Consider the following 15,351-nt stretch of genomic DNA (forward strand, 5'->3'; position numbering starts at 1 on the left):
TAGATGACTTTCGGTCATTTTGATACGGGTCCGGACGCGGGGTGCGCGCGTGGTCACCGGGGCATCGCGGAGCGTTCAGGCGAGTGCCAAAGCGATGCCGTCCAGGATGTCGTGCTCGCTGACGACCAGCTGGTCCGGACCACCGCGCGCGGCGAGTTCCTCGGCGAGCACCTGCACGACGACCGCGCCGCCGCCGATCACGTCGACCCGGCCGGGGTGGATCACCGGGTTCGCGGCGCGGGTCTCGCGGTCGGCCGCGAGCAGGTTCCGCGCGACCCGGTCGATCTCGCCGTGGGTCAGTTTCGACAGGTGGATGCGCTCGGAATCGTACTCGGGCAGCCCCAGCGAAACCGCTGACAACGTGGTCACGGTGCCGGCCACGCCGATCCAGGTGCGGGCCTTCGCGACGTCCACGACGTCGAACGCCTCGGCGAGGATGCCGCGGGCCAGCTCGCGGGCGGCGGCGACCTCGTCGGCGGTCGGCGGGTCGCCCTTCAGCGCGCGCTCGGTGATCCGGACGCAGCCGATGTCGACGGATTTCGCGGCGATCACCTCGGCCTCGCGGCCGTTCCAGGTGCCGAGCACGAGTTCGGTGGAGCCGCCGCCGACGTCGACGACCACGAACGGCCCGTCCTCGGGGTCCTGCTCGCCGACCGCGCCGGTGAAGGACAGCCGGGCTTCCTCGTCGCCGCTGATCACCTCGGCCTCGACGCCGAGCGTCTCGCGGGTCATCGCGAAGAACTCGTCGCGGTTGCTCGCGTCGCGCGTCGCCGAGGTGGCGACCATGCGCACCTTCTCGACGCCCTTGCGCCGCGCTGCGACGGTGTAGTCCGCGAGCGCCGCGCGGGTGCGCTCGAGCGCTTCCGGCGCGAGCCTGCCAGTGGCGTCGACGCCCTGGCCGAGCCGCACGATGCGCATCTCGCGGTGCAGGTCGCGCAGGTCGACCGTGCCGTCGTGGCGCGGCGTCAACTCGGCGACGAGCAGACGGATGGAGTTGGTCCCACAGTCGATCGCAGCTACCCGAGGCATGCCTCCGACTTTACTTGGTCCGCGGCGCTTCGCAGCCAAGGCGGGCATAGGCGGGTCCTATGCCCCCTCGCCGACATTTGGTCTTTGCCTTTCCCGCTTTTCCGGCCGTACGGTTGACGTGTTCGCCGCATTTCGTTTCGCGGCGGTTTTCTTCTTCTTTTATCGAGAGGTTATTGGCATGCCCGATTACGGGATAGCGGGAAAACGCGCGGTGGTCACCGGCGGTTCCCGCGGAATCGGCGCGGCAATCGTGGCGCAATTGCTGGCCGCGGGCGCGACGGTGCTCACCACCGCCCGCTCGGCCGGCCCGGTGCCGGAAGGCGCGTCCTTCGTCGAGGCCGACGTCCGCACGCAAGCCGGGGCACAGACGATCGCCTCCGCCGCGCAAGAGGTACTCGGCGGCGTCGACCTGCTGGTCCACAACGCGGGCGGCGCGCGCCCGCACCCCAGCGCGCTGGAGATCCCCGACGACGAATGGCAGGACGCGCTGTCGGTGAACCTCCTGGCCGCGGTCCGCCTGGACGCGCTGCTGGCCCCCGGCATGCGGGAGCGCCGATCGGGCTCGATCGTGCACATCTCCACCGCCGCGATCCGCCCGCCGTTCCCGCCCTTCCTGCACTACGTCGCGGCGAAAACGGCCCTGGAGGCCTACAGCCAAGGCCTGGCCGCCGAACTGGCGCCCGCCGGCGTCCGCGTCAACACCGTGTCCCCCGGCCGGACCGCCACCCCCGGCGGCCTGGCGACGCGGGAGCAGTGGGCGAGCCTGTCGTCCGGCAGTCTCGATCTCCCCGGGGTCCCGCTGGGCCGGGACGGCGACCCCGACGACATCGCCAACGCCGTGCTCTTCCTGTTGTCCGACCAAGCGAACTGGCTCACCGGAAGCGGTCTGTCCGTCGACGGAGGCGAATACCCGCGATGAATGCTTATCAGGACAAAACTGTCGTCGTCACCGGCGGCAGCACCGGAATGGGTTTCGCCACCGCGAAATTGTTCGCCGACGGCGGCGCTCGCGTAATCATCACCGGCCGTTCGCAGTCTCGCCTCGACGCCGCTTTGGCCCAACTCGGTGACCGCGCGACAGCCGTCCGCGGCGATGTGGCGTCGCTCTCCGACCTGGACACGCTGGCCGCCCAGGTCCCCGGCCCGGTCGACGCCCTGTTCGTCAACGCCGGGATCGCCCGGACGGCACCGTTCGAGTCGGTCAGCGAGGAACAGTTCGACGAGCAGTTCGCGGTGAACGTCAAGGGCGCGTACTTCGCCGTGCAGAAGCTCGCGCCCCTGCTGCGCTCCGGCGCGGGCGTCGTCCTGACCACCTCGACCGCGAACGTCATGGGCCTTGCCGAAACCAGCGTTTACTCCGCGGGCAAGGCCGCGCTCCGATCAATGGCCCGCACGCTCGCCGCCGAGCTGCTTCCGCGCGGCATCCGGGTGAACGCGATCAGCCCCGGACCCATCGACACCGAGATCCTGGAAGCCGGAATGTCGGCCGAGGAGGCCGCGCGATTCAAGGCCGCCCGAGCCGCGGCCAACCCCATGAAACGGCTGGGCACCCCGGTGGAGATCGCCCGTGCCGTCGCGTTCCTGGCCTTCGACGCCACCTTCACCACCGGCATCGAACTGGTCGTAGACGGAGGCGACACGCAACTCTGACGCTTCAGGCGGCCGGAGCCTCGGACTGGTACCAACTCTCCTGCCGCAGAAACTCGAGCAACGCCATCTCCGCGGGCCCGGCCCCGGGCCGCACTGCCGCGACGACGGGCTGGGCCACGACCGGAAACACCGGCCGCACGAGGTGCTCATGCCCCTCCGGCACCGCCGACGCCGGAACAAGCGTCACGCCCAGCCCGTGCGCGGCCCACCGCACGGCCGTCGAGGTCTGAGACACCCGCGCAACCGCGGTCGGCTCCAACCCGTTGTCGCGCAACACTTCTGTTAGGTGCCCGTCCAGCGCGCTGTCCGGATCGAACCGGATCCAGTGCTCTTCTTCCAGCTCCCGCAACGCGATCCGGTCCTTCTTGAGCAACCGATGCCCCGTGCCGAGGACGACCACGAACTCCTCGTCGCCGAGGTGATGCCCCTCGTACAGCCCTTCGTCACACGCCGACCCGAGCAACGCGAGATCCAGCACCCCACGCCGAGCCAGCTGCTCCAGCTCCGCCGGATTCGGCTCCTCGAAAACGGTCACCGCCAACCGGGGAAACCGCCTCCGCAACGCAGCCAACGCGCCCGGCAACTGCCGAGTCCCCAACCCCATCTGCGCCGCGACGAGCAACTCGCCGGCCAGCTCGTCCGCGCCCGCCCGCGCCGTCGCCTGCGCCCGCCGCGCCGCCCTTACGGCGACCTCGGCGTCCTTGAGAAACGCCCGCCCCACGACGGTCGGCACCAGCCCCGTGGGCGTGCGGGAGAAGAGCTGCACGCCGAGTTCCCGCTCAAGCCCCCGAATCTGCTGCGACACGGACGGCTGGGCGACGTGAAGCAGCTCGGCCGCAGCAGTCACCGACCCCGCCTCGGCGACCGCCAAGGCGTACTCGAACTGACGAAGACTCATCGGCTCCCCTGCGGTAATGGTGTAATCGAGGTTACCGGAGGAGATCACGTTGGCGGTTTCGCTGGTTTCGCTGGGTCAGCCAGCAGCCGACACCCCGCTGCTCGCCTGACTGCTGCTCGACGAGGTGCAGGTCTCCGTCGGTGTCGTAGTGGTCGTAGTCGTGGTGCTGGTGGCGGATCCGCACGTCGAACTGGTCGACGTTTCAGTCGGACTGCCCGACGGCGACCCGGACGGACTGCCCGGCAGCGAGGTCCCGGTAGGCGTCACGGACGGAGCCCCAGTCGAGACCGGCGGCAACGACGTCCCGGCTTGCGGCGGCCGCGGCCCATTCGCCGGATTCGCCGTCGGCGCGACACTGGAGGTCGTCGGCCCAGGCGCCGCCCCGACCGGAACCGGACTGTCCGGCACCTGCGCGACGCCCTTCCGGTAAGCCTCCGCCCAGAGGATGACCGTGGTGACGTAGGCGTCGGAGTTGTTGTAGCGATAGATCGCAGTTCGCAACTGATCCGGATTGGCCAGGTCGAGCCCGCCGGAGCAGAGGTAACGCGCCGCCGCGAGCGAAGCGTCGAAGAGATTGCTGGGATCAGCCTTGCCGTCACCGTTGCCATCGGCTGCGTAGATCCGCCAAGTCGCCGGAATGAACTGGAACGGCCCGACCGCCCGATCCCAAACCGGGTCGTGGTCGAGCACTCCGTGATCAGTGTCCGGAATCGCCGCGTACGGCCCAGTCCCGTTGAGCTGAGGCCCGAGAATCGGCTGAAGCGTCGTCCCGGCAGCGTCGACGTACCCGCCGCGCGCGTGATTCGACTCGATCCGCCCGATGCTCGCGATGAGCGCCCAGTCGATATGACATCCCGGCTGCTCTTTCCCCAAGACCTCCGCCGCATGCCGATACGCGACCAGCGCGGTAGCCGGAATCCCGAGCGGCCCGTCCGGAAGGTCGTATCCCGGAAGGGGAATCGGCGCGGGCGCGTCAGGCAATCGCCCGTCGACCGCGACGCCGCGAATCCCCGGGTCATACCCCTGATCAGGCATAACGTCCGCCGTATGCACCACCGGCATCCGCCCGGCCCACCCGGCGACCACCCCCGCGCCGACGGCCGCCGGAAGCACCCCGAGAACCCCCGCGAGCACCGCGACGGCCGTCCGATGCCGCGAAGCCACCCGCCGAGCCCGATAACGCCCCCGCCGCGCCCGAACCCTCGCCCGCCCCACCCACCGCACCTTCTCCAGCGGCGGCCCCACCAACACGGCGGCTCTCGCGGTTCCGGCTGGACCAGTGGTGGTTTCGGCGTCTTCGCCCGCTACTTCAGCATCAGTTGCGTGATCATCGGCGTGATCTCCGTCGGCTGTCTCGCTGACGGTTTCGGTGCCACCCTCGCCGTTCTCGCCGATCTTGTCCCCGATCTCGTCGCCGCCAGCTGCATCGCCGCCAGCAGCGGTCCCGCTATCAGCCACAGCGACAACCGCGCGATCGCCAATCCCGCCGCCGACAACAGTCCCCTCGACGACCCCGTCACCGGTCGCATCGGCAACCCCGCTGTCAGCACTGGCCCCGCCACCCGCCGCGATCCCGTCACCGACGGCATCGCCAACCCCGCCATCAGCAGCGGCCCCGTCCACACCCCCGCCACCGACCGCATCGCGAACCTCGCCATCAGCAGCGGCCCCGTCCACAACCCCGCCACCGACGACATCGCCAACCCCGCCATCAGCAGCGATCCCGTCCACAACCCCGCCACCGACCGCACGACCATCGGCCTCGGACTCACCGACCGCCTCGTGGCCCGCGCCGGGCTCCCCGACCGCCCCACGCTCCGCACCGAAATCCCCGACCGCCGACCGGCCCGCACCGGAATCCCCGACCGCCCCACGGTCCACACCGAAGTCACCGGCTTCCGCCCGGTCCGCACTGAACTCGCCGACCGCGTCGCCAGCTACTTCATCGCCAGCACCCACCTCACCGCCAGCACCCCGGTCACCCGCACCGTCCACCACCGGCTCGACCCGGCCGTCCGCACCAGGAGACGCTTCAGCGCGCACCGACCGCCGAAATCTGCGTGGCACCCGCACTTTCCGCCCCTCCCCAGCGCGCCCGGCGGTGCACTCGGGCTCGCCTGCTCGGTGTCCTGCTCCGATGCGCCGCCGCGAAGCATTCCCACCCAGGCAGGCACCGGCCTCTGCACTGCCTATCCGCGCCCGAGACCGGAGCGTTACCCGGCGCAGTCGCCCGTCGGCCAGCCCTGCTCGCGGACCCAAGCGAGGGTCTCGTCGCCGAACGGGTTCACGCCCGGGCCGGCCGCGAGCGTGTGCGCGAGGTGGACGTGCAGGCATTTCACCCGCCCGGGCATCCCGCCCGCGGTCACCTGGGTCCCGAGGGACTCGATGGCGTCCCGCTCGGCGAGGTACGTCTCGTGCGTGCGCTGGTAAGTCGCCGCGAGTTCGGGATCGGTGGTGAGCCGTTCGGTCATCTCTTTCATCACGCCGGACGCCTCCAGCGTGCCCACCATCGACGACAGCCGCGGGCAGGTCAGGTAATACAACGTCGGGAACGGCGTTCCGTTCTCCAACCTCGGACTGGTCTGGACCACCGAGGGATGCCCGCTTGGGCACCGCGCGGCCACCGCCCGCAACGCCCGCGGCGGCCGTCCGAGCTGCTGCGCGATGACCTCCCGGTCGGCATCGGTGACGGGCTCGAATCGGGGTGTCTCCGTGCTGCTGTTCACGCTCTCCAGGCTAATGCCGCCGTCCGTCCGACCCCTCGCGACCTCCGCCGAAACGGCCGAGTTGTCCACAACCCGCACACCGTGTGGACAACTCGCCGCAGCCGCCTCCGGGGCCCTTGCGATGTGGTTAACGTGGATGGCAGCCGAAGCTCCGCCACGAAATCAAGACGCCGGAAAGAAAGGACGACTACGCCATGTGAAACAGAACCCCAGAACCGCACAGCCTCAGCCGCCCAGCGTCAGCCGCCCAGCCGAGAACCACCGAAACTCACAACCTCGAGGAGACGCCTACAGCCCAACCGCCAAGAATTGCACGCTCCGCGCGCAAGAACCGGCACTCGCCGCCGCAACCGCACCCGGTCGGCAATCCCGCCGGATCAGGCACTCGCTCAGCCAGCAACCGCACCGGGCAGCCCCTACCCGACCAGGAACCTCGCCCGACCGGAAACCTCGCCCGGCCGTCAATCGCACCCAGCCGACGACCTCACCCAGCCGTCAACCGCACTCAGCCCACGACCTCACCCAGCCATCAACCGCACCCGGCAGAGATCCGGCCTGACCAGCAGCCCCGCCCAGCCATCAACCTCGCCAGCCGACAACCTCACCCCGCAGAGATCCCGCCTGACCTACAGCCCCGCCCAACCCGGAACCTCGCCCGACCAACCCCCAGCGAGCAACCCGCCAGCCAAGAACCTCAACCCCCGGAAACCTGCGCCCAAAGGTTCTCGTACCAAGGCGCCTGCGGAGCAGGCTGCTGCCCAGGCTGAGCAGCCGTCGGCGAACCAGGCTGGTCCTCCGGCAGCTGGACCATCCACGGGGTCTCGCCAGGCTTCACGTACCGGAGCCGGCGGCGGGCTTCCGCCTCGATCTGGGCCGGGTCGCTCAGCTGGGCTTTGCGGTCGCGCAGCTGGGCGACCTCGTGCTGGAGCTGAGCGAGCTGCGCTTCCTGGTCGCGGACCTCGGAACGCTGGGAAAGGTAGGTGCGCAACGGGACCGCGACGGTGAACGCCAGCGCGCACACCACGATCGCCACCACGGCGGCGCGCCGGGTGGTCGACATGCCGAGCACCTTGGCCGCACCGGAGGCGCGTTTCGCCGCCAGGCCGCGACGAAGCCGGGCCCTGGTCGTCTCCGTCGTGCCCGCGCCGGTGCGGCGCCGGGCCGAAGCGGGACGCCGGGCCCTGCTGGACCCGCTTCCCTCGGCCCGGCCGCCGCGGCGGCCGCGCGCCCTCCCCCGGTCGGCCATGTGCCCCTCAGGCCTCCGCGCTGAACCGCGGGAAGGCGAGGTCGCCGGCGTAGCGCGCGGCGTCCGCGAGGGTTTCCTCGATGCGCAGGAGCTGGTTGTACTTCGCGATCCGCTCGCCGCGCGCCGGGGCTCCGGTCTTGATCTGGCCGACGCCGGTGGCGACCGCGAGGTCGGCGATGAAGGTGTCCTCGGTCTCGCCGGACCGGTGGCTCATCATCGACTTGTAGCCGTACGACGTGGCCAGCGACACCGCGTCCAGCGTCTCCGACAGGGTGCCGATCTGGTTGACCTTCACCAGCAGCGCGTTCGCCGCGCGGCGGGTGATGCCCTCCTCGAGCCGGTCCGGGTTGGTGACGAACAGGTCGTCGCCGACGAGCTGGACCTTGTCGCCGATCTCGGAGGTCAGCTGGACCCAGCCGTCCCAGTCGTCCTCGCTCAGCGGGTCCTCGATGGAGACCAGCGGGTAGTCGCGCAGCAGTTCGCCGTAGTACGCGGACATCTGCTCGGCGCTGCGCTTCGAGCCCTCGAAGGTGTAGGCGCCGTCGGAGTAGAACTCGGTCGCGGCGACGTCCAGCGCGAGCGCGACGTCCCGGCCCGGCGCGTAGCCCGCCTTCTCGATCGCGGCGAGGATCAGGTCAAGCGCCTCGCGGTTGTTGGCGAGGCTCGGCGCGAAACCGCCCTCGTCGCCGAGGCCGGTGGCCAGGCCGCGGCCCTTCAGCACGGACTTCAGCGCGTGGTACACCTCGGTGCCCCAGCGCAGCGCCTCGCGGAACGACTCCGCGCCGATCGGCGCGATCATGAATTCCTGGATGTCGACGTCCGTGTCGGCGTGCGCGCCGCCGTTGAGGATGTTCAGCATCGGCACCGGCAGCACGTGCGCGTTCGGCCCGCCCAGGTAGCGGAAAAGCTCCAGCTCGGCCGATTCCGCGGCGGCCTTCGCGACGGCAAGCGAAACGCCGAGGATCGCGTTCGCGCCCAGCCGCGACTTCGCCGGCGTGCCGTCGAGGTCCACCAGCTTCTGGTCGACGATCCGCTGGTCGACCGCCTCGACGCCGACCAGGTCCGGCCCGATCTCGTCGAGCACCGCGGCGACCGCGCGCTCCACGCCCTTGCCGTTGTAGCGGCCGGTGTCCCCGTCGCGCAGCTCGACCGCTTCGTGCTCGCCGGTCGACGCCCCCGACGGGACCGCAGCCCGGGCCAGGGTGCCGTCGTCGAGCGCCACCTCCACCTCGACGGTCGGGTTCCCGCGCGAATCGAGAATCTCGCGCGCGCCTACCTGCTCGATGAGAGCCACGCTCTGCTCCTTGGTGGGTCGTGCCTGCGGTGACGCCGCCCAGAGTAACCGCCCAGCGGGTTCACCCGTTGGAGGCCAGGCCGGTGCGGGGCCGTTCCGCTGCGTGTTCTCCAGCTCAGCCGGGCACTTCGCCGGTCTCGCCGGCCGCCTGGTCCTCCGGCCGGACCTCGCGCCACCCCGACGGCAGCTCGACCTGATCGGTCACCTGCTGCCAGAACGTCCAGCTGTTGCCGCCGGGGTCGGCCACGGTGAAGATCCGCGCGCCGTAAGGCTGGTCCTGCGGAGGCTCCGGGGCCGCGTCCTCGCCGAGCGCCGCGGACACGCGCTCGTGCTGCGCGTCGACGTCGGTCACGTACACGACGTTCAACTGCCCGACCGGCCCCTCGACCCCCTTGGCCTCCCAGTATTCGGGACCGACCCCGGCCAGCTGGAGACGCGCGTCGCCCGCGAGGAGCGTCGCCTGGAAGACCTCGCCGGCCCCGTCCTCGAAGCGGACTTCCTCGGTGAAGCCGAACACCCTGGTCAGCCAGGCGAGCGCGGCGGTCGCATCGCTGTAGTAGAGGTACGGCGCCAGTCCCACATAGCCGGGTTCCTGATCGCTGCTCATGGCGGAACAGTCCATCACGACTCGTCTGACGGTCGTGCAACGCCCTCCGCGCCGGTATCGTGAAGCGACCATGACGGACGCCGCAGCAGCCCCCGAACCCGACGGCGAATCGCGCTTCCGCAGGTTCCGCAACGCCGAGCATCTGGTCGCCCGGCGACGCCCGCTCGACGCGCTCAAAGAGCTCGAACCCCTGCTCGCCGACGAGCAGGACAAGCCGAGCGTGCAACTGCTCGCCGGCCGCGCGTACTTCCACTCCGCCCAGCTGCGCCGCGCCGAACGCGCCTTCACCCGCGTGCTGGAACTCGACCCCACCGACCACTACGCCCGGTTCGTGCTCGGCCGCACCCTCCAGCGCCTCGGCCGTTTGGCCGAGGCGCTCGCGCAACTGCGGATGGCGTCGGCGATGAACCCGGTGCCGGAGTATCTCGAAGCGATCAGCGAGGTCAGGGCAAGGATCACGCTGAGCGACCGCTGAGCCCGCGTGACCCGAACGTGCACCCGCGGAGGCACTCCCGTGCAACCGCCGGATCCAGCACGGTCCCGGCGCGTCTTCTGAAGTGAACAGGGCAGCGGGGAAGCCTGGCCATCCGGCGACGCGGCTCGGCCGGTCGGCCGATCCGGGCAGACCGGGCGAAGAGCGATCCTTGGTGTCATCACAGAGAGCGACTAGAGGAGGCCGACATGACCGCGCTGACCGTGATCGGAGCGACCGCCGGGCTGATCGTGCTGGTGCTGATGGCGCTGGCGCCGACGCTCGTCGAATTGAACGAACGCCACCCGGTCCAGCCGCGCAAGCAGCCGATGCGCGCCGAGGGCGTGGCGCAGAAGCCGGTGCGAGTGAGCGCCGCGCTGACGACCCACTGACTGCTGGCCTGGCTGGATCGGGGCGCAGCCGACCGCATCAAGTCAGAGCATCTCAGCTGGTCAGGCTGGGTGCCACGGCAGTCGCCCCCTCGGCCAGAAGCAGATCGGGCAACCGAGTCGGCGACTGGCCGAACGGGATCGTCCGCCATGCGGAGCAGCCGCGAGCCGAACCGGCGCAAGTCATCGCTCGCCCGCTCACGGACCGCCCCACGCACCAGCGGGCCACCGGCCGGATCGCCACGGCGCGCCGCGCTGATCAGCGACACCGATCAACCACAAGCCGAACCGGCCTAAGCCGCCACGCGCCCGCTCACAAACCATGCCACCGCACCAGCGGTTACCGGCAGAACGACATTGCGTTGCGCGGAGCCGAATCGGCCCAAGCCGCCGCGCAGGCCGTGCTCCGCGCGCCGCCGCACCGGCTAGCCGCACCGCGACATTGCTGACTGCCCACCGCCGAAAAGCCAAGCACCGCAGCAAAAATCGGCCGCAGTCGAACACCGAGCCAAGCCGCCGTCGCTGACCAACCAGCTCAGGCCACCCGCCAACCGGGTGAGGTCGACTCGCTGACCGGCCGCTGGCCAACCCAGCCGACCAAGTCAGGCCAACTCCTCCACCAGTCGCTGGCCAAGCCCGCTCACGGCGCCACACTCTGCGCCGCATACGAATCCGCTGCGGTGAAGACGTCTTGCGCGTAGTTCACGGCCGGGTTGTAGAGCAGCATCGCTTTCCACCAGCCTGCCGGAGTGCCCAGGTCGTCGTCGCCGGAGCAGAGGTCGCGGGCGGCGGTGAAGGCCGCGTCGTCGAGGTTGCGGGGGTCGGCGGGTTTGCCGTCGCCGTTTGCTCGTTGGGCGTGTTTGTGCCAGGCGGCGGGCATGATCCGCAGCGGGCCGACGCGGTGGTCGGCGGTGCGGTCGCCATCGAGTTTTCCTTCATCGGTGTCCGGGGCTTCCGCTCGGCCGGGGTCGACCTTCATGGTGCCGTCGGGGCCGGGTTTTTCCGTGCCGAAGGCCAGGTTTCCGATCGCCGCGAGCGTCGCCCACGACAGGTGGCACGACGGTTTTTGCCGCTGCATCCACATTTCCGCGCGTCCGTACGCGGCGAGCACTCGCGCGTCCAGCCGGGTTTTTGCGGCGACTCGGGTCGCCCAGGCGTCCAACTCCGCTTGATCGGATACCAGTGGGCGGTCCGGCGGGGCGGCCAGGCCGACGCGCGGGGCTTCGGCGCCGGGTTGCGGGCGGGGTTCCGCTTTCGCCGAGACCGGCGGCGGTGCGGCCGCGGCGGGAGGGGCGGGCGGGTTCGGGTTCCGGATTCCGATGGTCGCCACCAGCACGACCCCGGTCAGCACCAGGCCCAGCGCGAAGGCGATTCGGCCCGGGTAGCGGCGCGGCGGGCCCGCCGGAGACGGGGCGATGGTCGGCTGAGTGGTATCGGCCACCCGGACAGGTTACTGATGAACCCGGGCGAGGGACGCTGGACTGGGCGAATGGCAAGCGGATGGTTAACTCGACGCCTGAGCCGCCCAGGTCACACAATTCGTTACGTGACTTCTCGGCGACGCTCTGACCTGCGGTTACCCTAACCTAACTCCCCGCAGAACGTCGTTTTGCGCGTTTTGCCGGACCCGTTCAGCGAAACTCCCTCTGGACTTACAGGCAAGCCTTACCTAAAAACATCAGGTCAGGTAGTCGAAGGAGGACTGAACAGTGGTGTTTTCGAGCGCGCTCATCGGGCTGCGCGAAGGCCTCGAAGCCGCGCTTGTGGTGAGCATCCTGGTCGCCTTCCTGGTCAAAACCGATCGACGGCAGGCGCTGCGGTTCGTGTGGCCCGGGGTCGGCGCGGCTGTGCTGCTGTCGGTCGGCGTCGGCGCGATCCTCACCTACAGCACCGCGCAGCTGAGTTTCGAGCATCAGGAACTGCTCGGCGGTTCTCTTTCCATCGTCGCGGTCGTCTTCGTCACCGCGATGATCTTCTGGATGCGTAAGGCTTCCCGGCACATCGCAGCCGAACTGCGCGGCAAGATGGAGGACGCGCTCAAGGTCGGTCCGGCGGCGGTGTTGCTGCTGTCGTTCCTCGCGGTGGGCCGCGAGGGGCTCGAAACCGCCGTCTTCTTCTACTCGGCCGTGCAGACCGCGCAGTCCGACACCCTGCAGCCGCTGGTCGGGTTCGTGATCGGGATCGCCGCCGCGATCGTGCTCGCTTACCTGCTCTACCGCGGCGCGGTGCGGTTCAACCTGGCGAAGTTCTTCACGATCACCGGCGTGCTGCTGGTGTTCGTCGCCGCCGGCGTCCTCGGCTACGGCCTGCACGACCTGCAGGAAGCCGGGTTCATTCCCGGCCTGACCACGCTCGCCTTCGACGCGTCGAGCACGCTGCCGGAAACCTCGTGGTACGGCGCGCTGCTCAAGGGGATCTTCAACTATTCGCAGCAAACCACTGTGCTGCAAGCGATCGCGTGGGTCGTCTACGTGGCGATCGTGCTGCCGCTGTTCCTCAAGCCCGCCCGCAAGACCAAGACCGAGGCAGCTTCGGCCGCCCCGGCCGCCGCCAAGGAGTGACCGTGTCCCAGTTCCGCAAAACCTCGACGGCTGTGCTCACCAGCCTCGGCGCGCTCGTCGCGCTGACCGCCTGCGACAGCACGAACTCCGCGTCCGGTCCTTCCGGCGCGGCCGCGGGCGGGCCGATCAAGGTCGAGGCGTCCGACACCGCCTGCTCGGTGTCGGCGACGACCGCGGCCGCGGGCAACCTGACCTTCGAGATCGCCAACAAGGGCAGCAAGGTCACCGAGTTCTACCTGTACGCCGAGGGCGACCGGATCATGGGCGAGGTCGAGAACATCGCGCCGGGGCTGAACCGGCGGCTCATCGTCGAGGTCCCGGACGCGGGCAAGTACCAGACCGCGTGCAAGCCGGGCATGGCGGGCAACGGCATCCGCGGCGACTTCACCGTCACTGGCGGCGCGCAGGGCCAGAGCAACGCCAGCGCGCAGAAGACCGCTGCCACCAAGAGCTACGCGACCTACGTCGAGAACAACAGCTCGGCGCTGGAGACCGAAACCGCGAAGTTCGTCGCCGCGGTGAAGGCCAACAAGGCTGACGAGGCGAAGGCCGAGTACGCGCGCACTCGCGTGTTCTACGAGCGGATCGAGCCGGTCGCGGAGAAGTTCGGCGACCTCGACCCGTCGATCGACGCCCGCGAGGCCGACGTCGAGCCGGGCCAGCAGTTCACTGGCTTCCACCGGCTGGAGAAGGACCTGTGGACCACCGGCCTGAAGCCGGACAGCCCGCAGATCGCGGACAAGCTGCTGACCGACGTCAAGGCACTCGTCGCCAAGACCAAGACGCTGCAGCTGAGCGTGCTGGACCTGGCCAACGGCGCGAAGGGCCTGCTCGACGAGGTCGCGACCAAGAAGATCACCGGCGAGGAGGAGACCTTCTCGCACACCGATCTCTGGGACTTCCAGGCGAACCTCGACGGTTCCAAGGGCGCGATCGCGGCGCTGCGGCCGATCCTGCAGGAGCGCGACGCGACCCTGGTGTCCACTTTGGACAAGGAATTCGCGAACGTGCAGGGGCTGCTGGACAAGACCCGCTCCGGCGACGGTTTCAAGTACTACAACGAGCTCTCCCAGGACCAGATCAAGGCGTTCGCCTCAGCGGTCGACGCGCTGAGCGAGCCGCTCAGCAAGGTCGCGGAGGTCGTAGCGCGGTGACATCTCAAGCAGGGACCGAAGAGGGAACTCAGGTTTCCCGCCGGAAGCTGTTCGGGCTGGCCGGCGCGGGGGTCGCGCTGGCCGGCGCGGGCGCCGCGGCCGGCGTCGGCTTCGACCGGCTCGGCGGCGACACCCCTGCCGCGGCCGCGACGTCCAAAGTCGACTTCCACGGCGAGCACCAGGCGGGCATCGTCACCCCGGCGCAGCCGAACCTGCATTTCGCCGCGCTCGACGTGACCACGAAGGACCCCAAGAAGCTCCGCGAACTGCTGCGCACCTGGACTGCCGCGGCACGGCGGATGACGGCGGGCCAGGAGGTCGGCCCGAACGGCGCGCTCGCCGGGTCCGCGCAGGCCCCGCCGGACGACACCGGCGAGGCGCTCGACCTGCCCGCCTCCGATCTGACGCTGACGATCGGCTTCGGCCCCTCGCTCTTCGACGACCGGTTCGGCCTCGCCGCGAAACGCCCGCCGCAGCTGATCGACCTGCCAGCGTTCCCGAAGGACAAGCTCGACCCGGCCCGCAGCGGCGGCGACCTGTGCATCCAGGCCTGCGCCAACGATCCGCAGGTCGCGGTGCACGCGGTGCGCAACCTGGTGCGGCTGGGCTTCGGCGTCACCGAGGTGCGCTGGTCGCAGCTCGGGTTCGGCCGCAGTTCCTCGACGTCGCGCTCGCAGCAGACGCCGCGCAACCTGTTCGGCTTCAAGGACGGCACCAACAACGTCAAGGCCGAGGACACCGACGTGCTCCGCGACCAGGTGTGGGCGCAGGCCGGCGACGGACAGGCCTGGATGGCGGGCGGCACTTACCTGGTGGCGCGCCGGATCCGGATGCACATCGAAACCTGGGACCGCGAAACGCTCGCCGGACAGGAGCAGATCGTCGGGCGCTCCAAGGGAACCGGTGCGCCGCTCGGGCAGACCGGCGAGTTCGACCAGGTCGACCTGCAGGTCGGCGGCGCGGGCGGGACCCCGCTGATCGCCGAGGACGCGCACGTCCGGCTGGCCTCGCGCCAAACCCTCAAGGGCGTGCAGATCCTGCGCCGCGGCTACAACTTCGTCGACGGCTCCGACGGCGTCGGGCACCTCGAGGCTGGGCTGTTCTTCCTGGCGTTCAACCGGGATACGCGCACGCAGTACGTCCCGATGCAGCAGGTGCTGTCGTCGAAGGACGCGATGATGGAGTACCTGCAGCACACCGGTTCCGCGCACTTCGCAATCCCGCCGGGCCTCGCTCCCACCAGCAACTGGGGCGACGGACTCTTCGCCTGACCAGTACAAACCTCGCCGCCCCGCCACTGCGTGGGACCGGTTGCCGGTGCCTTC

16 protein-coding genes are annotated in these 15,351 nt (G+C 70.0%); 7 read left to right on the forward strand and 9 right to left on the reverse strand.

Annotation, left to right across the window (positions count from 1 at the left end; translation table 11 throughout):
- Positions 1-75: 75 nt before the first annotated feature.
- Positions 76-1,029, reverse strand: a complete 954-nt coding sequence (locus tag ABD156_RS28225) for a Ppx/GppA phosphatase family protein (protein WP_344280177.1) — start codon at positions 1,027-1,029, stop codon at positions 76-78.
- A 178-nt stretch (positions 1,030-1,207) separates the two neighbouring features.
- On the opposite strand from ABD156_RS28225, the gene ABD156_RS28230 reads away from it, so the two are divergent.
- Together ABD156_RS28230 and ABD156_RS28235 are read left to right on the forward strand one after the other, a co-directional pair.
- Complete coding sequence (locus ABD156_RS28230; RefSeq protein WP_344280180.1) at positions 1,208-1,948, forward strand: oxidoreductase; 741 nt, start codon at positions 1,208-1,210, stop codon at positions 1,946-1,948.
- A complete protein-coding gene (locus ABD156_RS28235; protein WP_344280184.1) occupies positions 1,945-2,679 on the forward strand; it encodes an SDR family oxidoreductase in 735 nt (244 codons plus the stop codon). Before ABD156_RS28230 ends, ABD156_RS28235 begins: the two co-directional genes overlap by 4 nt.
- A 4-nt stretch (positions 2,680-2,683) precedes the next feature.
- Here the strand turns inward: ABD156_RS28235 and ABD156_RS28240 are convergent, their stop codons facing one another.
- The 7 genes from ABD156_RS28240 to ABD156_RS28270 form a co-directional block, all read right to left on the reverse strand.
- Positions 2,684-3,577 carry a LysR family transcriptional regulator gene (locus tag ABD156_RS28240; protein ID WP_344280187.1) on the reverse strand — a complete coding sequence of 298 codons (894 nt, stop codon included), beginning with the start codon at positions 3,575-3,577 and terminating at the stop codon, positions 2,684-2,686.
- A 75-nt stretch (positions 3,578-3,652) separates the two neighbouring features.
- A complete protein-coding gene (locus ABD156_RS28245) occupies positions 3,653-4,792 on the reverse strand; it encodes a lytic transglycosylase domain-containing protein (protein WP_344280190.1) in 1,140 nt (379 codons plus the stop codon).
- Between the two features lie 89 nt (positions 4,793-4,881).
- Complete coding sequence (locus tag ABD156_RS28250; protein ID WP_344280193.1) at positions 4,882-5,349, reverse strand: hypothetical protein; 468 nt, start codon at positions 5,347-5,349, stop codon at positions 4,882-4,884.
- Positions 5,350-5,790: 441 nt separating this feature from the next.
- Positions 5,791-6,312 (reverse strand): DUF501 domain-containing protein, encoded by a 522-nt coding sequence (locus tag ABD156_RS28255; protein ID WP_344281221.1) that lies wholly within the window; start codon positions 6,310-6,312, stop codon positions 5,791-5,793.
- Between the two features lie 685 nt (positions 6,313-6,997).
- On the reverse strand, positions 6,998-7,363 hold the full coding sequence (locus ABD156_RS28260) for a septum formation initiator family protein (protein WP_078870811.1): 366 nt from the start codon (positions 7,361-7,363) through the stop codon (positions 6,998-7,000).
- A gap of 193 nt (positions 7,364-7,556) precedes the next feature.
- Complete coding sequence (gene eno, locus ABD156_RS28265; RefSeq protein WP_344280197.1) at positions 7,557-8,843, reverse strand: phosphopyruvate hydratase; 1,287 nt, start codon at positions 8,841-8,843, stop codon at positions 7,557-7,559.
- A gap of 115 nt (positions 8,844-8,958) precedes the next feature.
- Complete coding sequence (locus ABD156_RS28270) at positions 8,959-9,450, reverse strand: VOC family protein (RefSeq protein ID WP_344280200.1); 492 nt, start codon at positions 9,448-9,450, stop codon at positions 8,959-8,961.
- A 70-nt stretch (positions 9,451-9,520) separates the two neighbouring features.
- Between ABD156_RS28270 and ABD156_RS28275 the strand changes: the two genes are divergently transcribed.
- Together ABD156_RS28275 and ABD156_RS28280 are read left to right on the forward strand one after the other, a co-directional pair.
- Positions 9,521-9,925, forward strand: a complete 405-nt coding sequence (locus ABD156_RS28275; RefSeq protein WP_067575623.1) for a tetratricopeptide repeat protein — start codon at positions 9,521-9,523, stop codon at positions 9,923-9,925.
- A 206-nt stretch (positions 9,926-10,131) separates the two neighbouring features.
- Positions 10,132-10,314 carry a hypothetical protein gene (locus ABD156_RS28280; RefSeq protein ID WP_344280206.1) on the forward strand — a complete coding sequence of 61 codons (183 nt, stop codon included), beginning with the start codon at positions 10,132-10,134 and terminating at the stop codon, positions 10,312-10,314.
- A gap of 637 nt (positions 10,315-10,951) precedes the next feature.
- On the opposite strand, the gene ABD156_RS28285 is transcribed toward ABD156_RS28280, so the two are convergent.
- On the reverse strand, positions 10,952-11,752 hold the full coding sequence (locus ABD156_RS28285; RefSeq protein ID WP_344280209.1) for a lysozyme family protein: 801 nt from the start codon (positions 11,750-11,752) through the stop codon (positions 10,952-10,954).
- A gap of 268 nt (positions 11,753-12,020) precedes the next feature.
- Between ABD156_RS28285 and efeU the strand changes: the two genes are divergently transcribed.
- The 3 genes from efeU to efeB are packed head-to-tail and all read left to right on the forward strand — an operon-like array spanning position 12,021 to position 15,297.
- A complete protein-coding gene (efeU, locus tag ABD156_RS28290; RefSeq protein ID WP_344280212.1) occupies positions 12,021-12,872 on the forward strand; it encodes an iron uptake transporter permease EfeU in 852 nt (283 codons plus the stop codon).
- Between the two features lie 2 nt (positions 12,873-12,874).
- Positions 12,875-14,026: an iron uptake system protein EfeO gene (efeO, locus tag ABD156_RS28295; RefSeq protein WP_344280215.1), complete on the forward strand. Its 1,152-nt coding sequence runs from the start codon at positions 12,875-12,877 to the stop codon at positions 14,024-14,026.
- Positions 14,023-15,297: an iron uptake transporter deferrochelatase/peroxidase subunit gene (efeB, locus tag ABD156_RS28300; protein WP_344280218.1), complete on the forward strand. Its 1,275-nt coding sequence runs from the start codon at positions 14,023-14,025 to the stop codon at positions 15,295-15,297. Before efeO ends, efeB begins: the two co-directional genes overlap by 4 nt.
- The last annotated feature ends 54 nt before the right edge of the window (positions 15,298-15,351 follow it).

This window comes from Amycolatopsis albidoflavus, from assembly GCF_039525725.1.
Lineage (GTDB): Bacteria > Actinomycetota > Actinomycetes > Mycobacteriales > Pseudonocardiaceae > Amycolatopsis > Amycolatopsis albidoflava.

Bases quoted from the DNA above. Each gene is read 5' to 3' on its own strand.
- ABD156_RS28225 (WP_344280177.1), bottom strand. From the start codon at position 1,029: ATGCCTCGGGTAGCTGCGATCGACTGTGGGACCAACTCCATCCGTCTG.
- ABD156_RS28230 (WP_344280180.1), top strand. From the start codon at position 1,208: ATGCCCGATTACGGGATAGCGGGAAAACGCGCGGTGGTCACCGGCGGT.
- ABD156_RS28235 (WP_344280184.1), top strand. From the start codon at position 1,945: ATGAATGCTTATCAGGACAAAACTGTCGTCGTCACCGGCGGCAGCACC.
- ABD156_RS28240 (WP_344280187.1), bottom strand. From the start codon at position 3,577: ATGAGTCTTCGTCAGTTCGAGTACGCCTTGGCGGTCGCCGAGGCGGGG.
- ABD156_RS28260 (WP_078870811.1), bottom strand. From the start codon at position 7,363: ATGTCGACCACCCGGCGCGCCGCCGTGGTGGCGATCGTGGTGTGCGCG.
- ABD156_RS28270 (WP_344280200.1), bottom strand. From the start codon at position 9,450: ATGAGCAGCGATCAGGAACCCGGCTATGTGGGACTGGCGCCGTACCTC.
- ABD156_RS28275 (WP_067575623.1), top strand. From the start codon at position 9,521: ATGACGGACGCCGCAGCAGCCCCCGAACCCGACGGCGAATCGCGCTTC.
- ABD156_RS28280 (WP_344280206.1), top strand. From the start codon at position 10,132: ATGACCGCGCTGACCGTGATCGGAGCGACCGCCGGGCTGATCGTGCTG.